This is a genomic window from Mixta sp. (assembly GCF_024610815.1).
In the GTDB taxonomy this organism is placed as follows: Bacteria; Pseudomonadota; Gammaproteobacteria; order Enterobacterales; family Enterobacteriaceae; genus Mixta; species Mixta calida.
Window position 1 is genome coordinate 1 of record NZ_JANION010000124.1, and the last position, 6,995, is coordinate 6,995.

At 58.2% G+C, this 6,995-nt stretch carries 3 protein-coding genes and 1 pseudogene; 2 read left to right on the forward strand and 2 right to left on the reverse strand.

The annotated features are described in order from the left end of the window. Positions 1–136: 136 nt before the first annotated feature. The gene (gene rcsC / locus MYY08_RS08860) at positions 137–2,989 is read right to left on the reverse strand and encodes a two-component system sensor histidine kinase RcsC (RefSeq protein ID WP_038625135.1); all 2,853 of its coding nucleotides are present in this window, start codon (positions 2,987–2,989) and stop codon (positions 137–139) included. A 169-nt stretch (positions 2,990–3,158) separates the two neighbouring features. Between rcsC and MYY08_RS08865 the strand changes: the two are divergent. After that, a pseudogene (locus MYY08_RS08865) lies at positions 3,159–3,438 on the forward strand (type II toxin-antitoxin system RelE family toxin). A gap of 62 nt (positions 3,439–3,500) precedes the next feature. On the opposite strand, the gene gyrA reads toward MYY08_RS08865, so the two are convergent. Further along, positions 3,501–6,137, reverse strand: coding sequence for a DNA topoisomerase (ATP-hydrolyzing) subunit A (gyrA, locus tag MYY08_RS08870; RefSeq protein WP_288013937.1), 2,637 nt, complete (start codon positions 6,135–6,137; stop codon positions 3,501–3,503). A 174-nt stretch (positions 6,138–6,311) separates the two neighbouring features. Between gyrA and ubiG the strand changes: the two genes are divergently transcribed. Next, positions 6,312–6,995, forward strand: a 684-nt coding sequence (gene ubiG / locus MYY08_RS08875) for a bifunctional 2-polyprenyl-6-hydroxyphenol methylase/3-demethylubiquinol 3-O-methyltransferase UbiG (RefSeq protein ID WP_288013938.1), incomplete at its 3' end; no start/stop codon positions are given.

Consider the following 6,995-nt stretch of genomic DNA (forward strand, 5'->3'; position numbering starts at 1 on the left):
GTTGATAACGATATCGCTTTGCTGAACTACCTCTCTTCCGTCAGCACCACGCCACAGGCGGATAAAGAATAAACGGCCTACGGGCCGTTTTCTGACGCGTCAGGGACGACGCGTTACGTGCACCGTCCCGCCTTTCTTACACATCACGCACTTTCCTGACGCGCTCCGCGTAGATCGCCAGCGACGTTTTCAGCGTCTCCAGCGTGACCGGCTTCGACAAACAGTTATCCATTCCCGCTTCCATACAACGCTGTTTCTCTTCCGCCAGCGCATTTGCCGTTACGCCGATAATCGGGAAGGTTTGCCCCAGCTGACGCAGACGCTGCGTCAGGCGATAGCCATCCATATTTGGCATGTTCACATCGGTCAACACGATGTCTATCTCGCTGCGGCTAATCACGTTCAGCGCATCCACGCCGTCCTGCGCGGTTTTCACCCGGTAGCCGAGCGAGCCCAGCTGATCGGAAAGCAGCATGCGGTTGATGGGGTGATCGTCCACCACCAGCACCAGAATGTCATGATTGTCGACGCCCTGCTGCGCCGGAACCGGCAGCGACGACAGGCCGTCAGGCACTTCCACCACCACGCTGTAGATGCGGCCCAGCAGCGCCGGCAGCTCATGCGGCATGGCGGTGCTGTAGATCCAGCGGCCCGGCGATAGCTCATAGGGCGTATCGATATGGGCGCCGTCGAAAACGATCACCGCGCGCGCCGGCTGTTCCGGCTGAAAATCGTAGTCGGCGATAATCACATCGTCCGGCCGCCACGCCTGTTCATCCAGCCGCGTTACCTGAATGCCGTGCGCCAGCAGCAGGCGCGTCAGGAAACTGGCGAGGAAGTCGTTGCGCAGCGCCAGCCAGACCTGTTTATCCTGGAGACCCTCATGCGGCACCGGCGTCATCATCTGGCTGTTATAGAGCGGAATGCGCACGATAAACTGACTGCCCATGCCCGGCTCCGACTCGACTTCGATATCGCCGTCCATCATATTGATCAGCTTTTCACAAATCGCCAGCCCCAGGCCGGTGCCCTGGAAGTTGCGCTGCACGCCGGTGCCCACCTGGAAGAAAGGATCGAACAGTCGGGTGATCTCTTTGGCGGCGATGCCGACGCCGGTATCGCGCACGCGCACCGCCAGATAGCCCTCTTTCACATAGGCGTGCAGGATAATGCAGCCGGTATGGGTAAATTTAATGGCGTTGTTCAGCAGGTTGGAGACCACCTGTTGCAGACGCATCGGATCGCCGTCCAGCGCCACCGGCACGTCATACTCGATAAAGCAATAAAGCGTCAGGCGCTTCTTTACCACCAGCGACAGATAGTTGGCGGTGATATGGGTGATAACCTCGCGCGGGGCGAAAGGACGCGGCTCGATCTGCAACTGCTCCGATTCGATCTTCGAGAAGTCGAGAATATCGCTGATGATTTTCAGCAGCAGGCTGGAGGAGTTGTTCATCGCCGTCACCAGCGAATCGACCCCTTTCGGCAGCTGTTTGGTTTGCAGCAGATCGAGATTGCCGATAATGCCGTAGAGCGGCGTGCGCAGCTCGTGGCTAACGGTCGCGAGGAACATCGATTTGGACTGGCTGGCCTGCTCCGCCGCCTGCGCCATCTCCTGTAGCGACTCTTCCATTTTCACGCGGGCGCTGACGTCGACCAGCACGCAGATCGCTACGTTTTCGTTGCGGTAGCGCGAATGCACGAAGCTGATTTGCAGGTTGGTGTTGCTGCCGGTCAGCAGATCGACGAAATTAACCTGCTGGCCGCTGATGATTTCCGTCAGCTTCTGTCGATCTTCCTGCGTCAGCATCGTCAGATAGTTGTGCGCCAGCTCGTTGCTGAGGATGTTGGTACCGTCGCGGGTGCGCAGAATACAGATGCCGACCGGCGCGGACGCGACGATTTTACGGTTAAACTGCTCGTGCTCCTCCAGCCGGTGCGCGTTCTCCTCCGCCGGCAGGAACATTCGACGCTCAAACAGCCAGGCAAGCGTGAAAAGAATAATCGCGCTCACCAGATTAAGCAGGATGGCGTTGATCATCAACAGCTTCAGACGGTCGACCAGTACATCGGTCGGCACCGAATAGACGATGCTCAGGTTGGAAGGATGCAGCGTTTTCTTCAGCACCAGCTGTTTATAACTGTCGACGTAGCCGAACCAGGCTTTGTCGTCGGGAAGATCGTCCAGTGAAAATCCGACGCGTCCGCGGTTTGAGGAGAGCACCGGCTGGTTCGCCTCGTCAATCAGCGTGGCGGTAACGGGCAGGCTGCCCGGCGTAACAAAATCGTCGAGGCGAATATTCTGCTCGATGCCGAGCAGCGCCTCCAGCTTGTTGGCGACGTAGATCGGCGTAATCATGTAGAAATAGCCGACGCCCGGCTGCCCGTTATTGCTGACCCAGTACAGACTGCTTTTACGCTCGTCCGCGCTGCTGTTGCGGTAGCGCAGAATACGCTCGTGCAGCGTTTTCATCGTGCGCTCGCGATCCACCGATCCGTTGCCGATGCCGAAATCGGCCATACAGAGCCCTTCGCCCCCGATAAAAAAGACGCGGTTCAGCTCGTAGGCGGAGGCAAAATTGGTTTTCCAGTAGTTAAGGAAGTAGCTGAGCGACTCCAGCGAGCTGCGCCAGGTATTGCTCATCGCCGCACAGTTAGAATTGTCGACTAACGGATAGAACTGCGGCAGCGTCGCCTTGCCGGGAAAGACGCCGTTCAGCGGATCGGTGCCGCTGGCGCTGCTGCTCAGGCGGTTTTCCGCAATGTACTTCAGCTCCCTGGTAATATCCGCCGAGTGACGCACATACCACTGCGCCTGATCGTAGTTAAGCGTGAACTCCTGACGCACCTGCGCTTCCTGCGTATGCAGCACGCTGATAATGTAAAACGCGGTTAACAGCGCGCCCAGCGACCAGAGCATCAGCGCCAGCGCGCGAAACAGATAGCGGGAAATCCTGAGCGTAGTGCGAAACGAAACGAGATATTTCAAGGGAAACCTGGGCGCAACCGCCAATGAGTAATATTTTTTGATCCCGATACAGTAGCGTCAGGCTGTGAAAAAAGCCAGATTCGCGTCCGCTATTGTTGCTTTATCAGACTGATAGCCGGAGGGGAAAAAGCGGCGTTCAGCTTGTATCAGCGTAAAAAAAAACTCCACAATTCGTAATGACAATCGTCATTACGCCGAGTGGCATAAGCTGGGAACGCCTGTACGCGAGCAGTTAAAGAAAAAGCTGGCTGAAGTGAGTGTTAAAGGCACCACGTATTGAGGCGAATAAACTTCGGGGACTGCCCGACTGTTATAAAATCAAACTCCCCTCTTCCGGTTACCGTCTCGTTTATCAGGTTCAGGATGATAAGGTCGTCGTGTTTGTTGTTGCGGTAGGGAAAAGAGAACGCAGTGATGTCTATTCTGCTGCCGGTAAACATGCACGTTGAGTCATTTATTCGAACGATAAAAAAGGCCGGTCAGACCGGCCTTTTTAGCGTCGAAGAGAGGATTACTCCTCTTCGCCGTCCGGGATCTCATCGTCGGTTTCCACTTCCGGGGCGATATCCTCCTCCCCTTCCGCGACGCTGCCGTCGATGGCGTCCAGCTCTTCTTCTTCAACCGGCTCCGCCACACGTTGCAGACCGACCACGTTCTCATCCGCTGCGGTGCGGATCAGAATCACGCCCTGGGTGTTACGCCCGACCACGCTCACTTCCGATACGCGGGTGCGCACCAGCGTACCGGCGTCGGTGATCATCATGATCTGGTCGCTGTCCACCACCTGCACCGCGCCGATAACCGGCCCGTTGCGCTCGGTCACCTTGATGGAGATCACGCCCTGCGTCGCGCGCGATTTGGTCGGATACTCGCTGTTGGCGGTACGCTTGCCGTAGCCGTTCTGCGTCACCGTCAGAATCGCGCCCTCTTCCTGCGGCACGATCAGCGACACCACGCGATCCCCTTCCGCCAGCTTGATGCCGCGCATGCCGGAAGCGGTACGGCCCATGGCGCGCACTGCCTGCTCGGAGAAGCGCACCACTTTGCCTGCGGCGGAGAACAGCATCACTTCGTTGCTACCGTCGGTGAGCGCCACGCCGATCAGCTCGTCGTCTTCACGCAGGTTGACGGCGATAATGCCGGCACTGCGCGGACGACTGAACTCGGTCAGCGAGGTTTTCTTCACGGTGCCGCTGGCGGTCGCCATAAAGATATTGGTGCCTTCGGTATATTCACGCACCGGCAGAATGGCAGTGATACGCTCGTTGGCTTCCAGCGGCAGCAGGTTGACGATCGGACGTCCGCGCGCGCCACGGCTCGCTTCCGGCAGCTGGTAGACTTTCATCCAGTAGAGACGGCCGCGGCTGGAGAAGCAGAGGATCGTGTCGTGGGTGTTGGCCACCAGCAGACGGTCGATAAAATCCTCTTCCTTGATGCGCGCGGCTGATTTGCCTTTGCCGCCGCGACGCTGCGCTTCGTAATCAGAAAGCGGCTGATACTTCACGTAGCCCTGATGCGACAGGGTAACGACCACATCTTCCTGATTGATCAGATCTTCGATATTGATATCAGCGGTGTTGGCGGTGATTTCCGTGCGACGCTGGTCGCCGAACTGGTCGCGGATCGCTTCCAGCTCTCCACGAATCACTTCCATCAGGCGATCGGCGCTTTCCAGAATGTGGATCAGCTCCGCGATCTGCGCCAACAGCTCTTTGTACTCATCCAGCAGCTTTTCATGTTCCAGACCGGTCAGCTTTTGCAGACGCAGATCGAGGATCGCCTGCGCCTGCTGCTCGGTCAGGTGGTAGCGGCCGTCGCGGATGCCGAACTCTTCTTCCAGCCATTCCGGGCGCGCGGCGTTGTCGCCCGCGCGCTCCAGCATCGCGGCGACGTTGCCCAGTTCCCAGGACTGCGCCACCAGGCCCGCTTTCGCTTCTGCCGGGTTCGGCGCATGACGGATCAGCTCGATAATCGGATCGATATTCGCCAGCGCAATCGCCAGACCTTCAAGGATATGGGCGCGATCGCGCGCTTTGCGCAGTTCAAAAATGGTGCGGCGCGTCACGACTTCACGACGATGACGCACGAAGGCTTCCAGAATCTCCTTCAGGGTCATGATCTTCGGCTGGCCCTGATGCAGCGCCACCATGTTGATGCCGAAGGAGACCTGCAGCTGCGTCAGCGAGTAGAGGTTGTTCAGCACCACTTCCGCTACCGCGTCGCGCTTCACTTCGATTACGATGCGCATGCCGTCTTTGTCGGACTCGTCGCGCAGCGCGCTGATGCCTTCGATACGCTTGTCTTTGACCAGCTCGGCGATTTTCTCAATCAGGCGCGCTTTGTTGACCTGATAGGGAATTTCGTGAATGACGATAGTCTCGCGACCGGTTTTAGCGTCGGTTTCCACCTCGCCGCGGGCGCGAATGTAGATTTTACCGCGTCCGGTACGGTAGGCCTCTTCAATGCCGCGACGCCCGTTGATGATGGCGGCGGTCGGGAAATCGGGGCCGGGGATGTGCTCCATCAACCCTTCGACGCTGATGTTTTCGTCTTCGATATAGGCCAGGCAGCCGTTGATCACCTCGGTGAGGTTATGCGGCGGGATATTAGTGGCCATACCGACGGCGATGCCCGACGAGCCGTTAACCAGCAGGTTGGGAATTTTGGTCGGCAGGACTTCGGGAATCTGCTCGGTGCCGTCGTAGTTCGGCACGAAATCGACGGTCTCTTTCTCCAGATCCGCCAGCAGCTCGTGGGCAATTTTCGCCATGCGCACTTCGGTGTAACGCATCGCCGCGGCAGAGTCGCCGTCGATGGAACCAAAGTTGCCCTGGCCATCCACCAGCATATAGCGCAGCGAGAACGGCTGGGCCATACGAACGATGGTGTCGTAGACGGCGGAGTCGCCGTGCGGGTGATATTTACCGATGACGTCGCCAACGACACGGGCAGATTTTTTGTAAGGTTTGTTCCAGTCGTTCCCCAGCACGCTCATAGCATAAAGCACGCGACGATGGACCGGCTTCAGGCCATCGCGAACATCTGGTAATGCACGGCCAACGATGACCGACATGGCGTAATCGAGATAGGAACTCTTCAGTTCTTCCTCAATATTAACCGGTGTGATTTCTCTGGCAAGGTCGCTCATGGAGCCGCTATCCCTCTACATTTATCCCGGATTTAAAGGTGCGAAAGTATATCACATCGCAACCCGCCGGTGAACGGAAAGCAGCGTTTTAAGCGCGCTTTACCTTTTGCCGCGCCGTGCCGATCGCCGCCAGAAGATGTATACTCCGGGAAACTGTGTCAGGAGTGAAAAAAGATGAGTGTGAGCGCGCGTGCAAGCAATGTGGATCATGACGAAATCGCCAAATTTGAAGCGGTAGCGTCGCGCTGGTGGGATAGGGAAGGCGAATTTAAGCCGCTGCACCGCATCAACCCGCTGCGTCTTGGCTATATCGCCCAACGCAGCGGCGGGCTGTTCGGCAAGAAGGTGCTGGATGTCGGCTGCGGCGGCGGTATTCTGGCGGAAAGCATGGCGCGCGAAGGCGCGCAGGTGACCGGGCTGGATATGGGCGCCGAGCCGCTGGAGGTGGCGCGTCTGCATGCGCTGGAGAGCGGCGTTAGCGTCGACTATATCCAGCAGACGGTTGAAGATCATGCCGAACAGCATGCCGGAAGCTATGACGTCGTCACCTGTATGGAGATGCTGGAGCATGTGCCGGACCCGCGTTCGGTGGTGCACGCGTGCGCGAAGCTGGTGAAGCCGGGCGGCGAGGTGTTTTTCTCCACCATTAACCGCAACGCCAAAGCCTGGCTGATGGCGGTGATCGGCGCCGAATATGTGCTGCGCATGGTGCCGCGCGGCACCCATGACGCGAAGAAGTTTATCCGTCCGGCGGAGCTGCTGAACTGGGTGGATGAGACGCCGCTGCGCGAGAAGCACATTATCGGTCTGCACTACAATCCGCTGCGCGACAGCTTCTGCCTCGCGCCGGGCGTGGAC

Coding starts and splice junctions, on each gene's coding strand:
- gyrA (WP_288013937.1), bottom strand. CDS start 6,137: ATGAGCGACCTTGCCAGAGAAATCACACCGGTTAATATTGAGGAAGAA.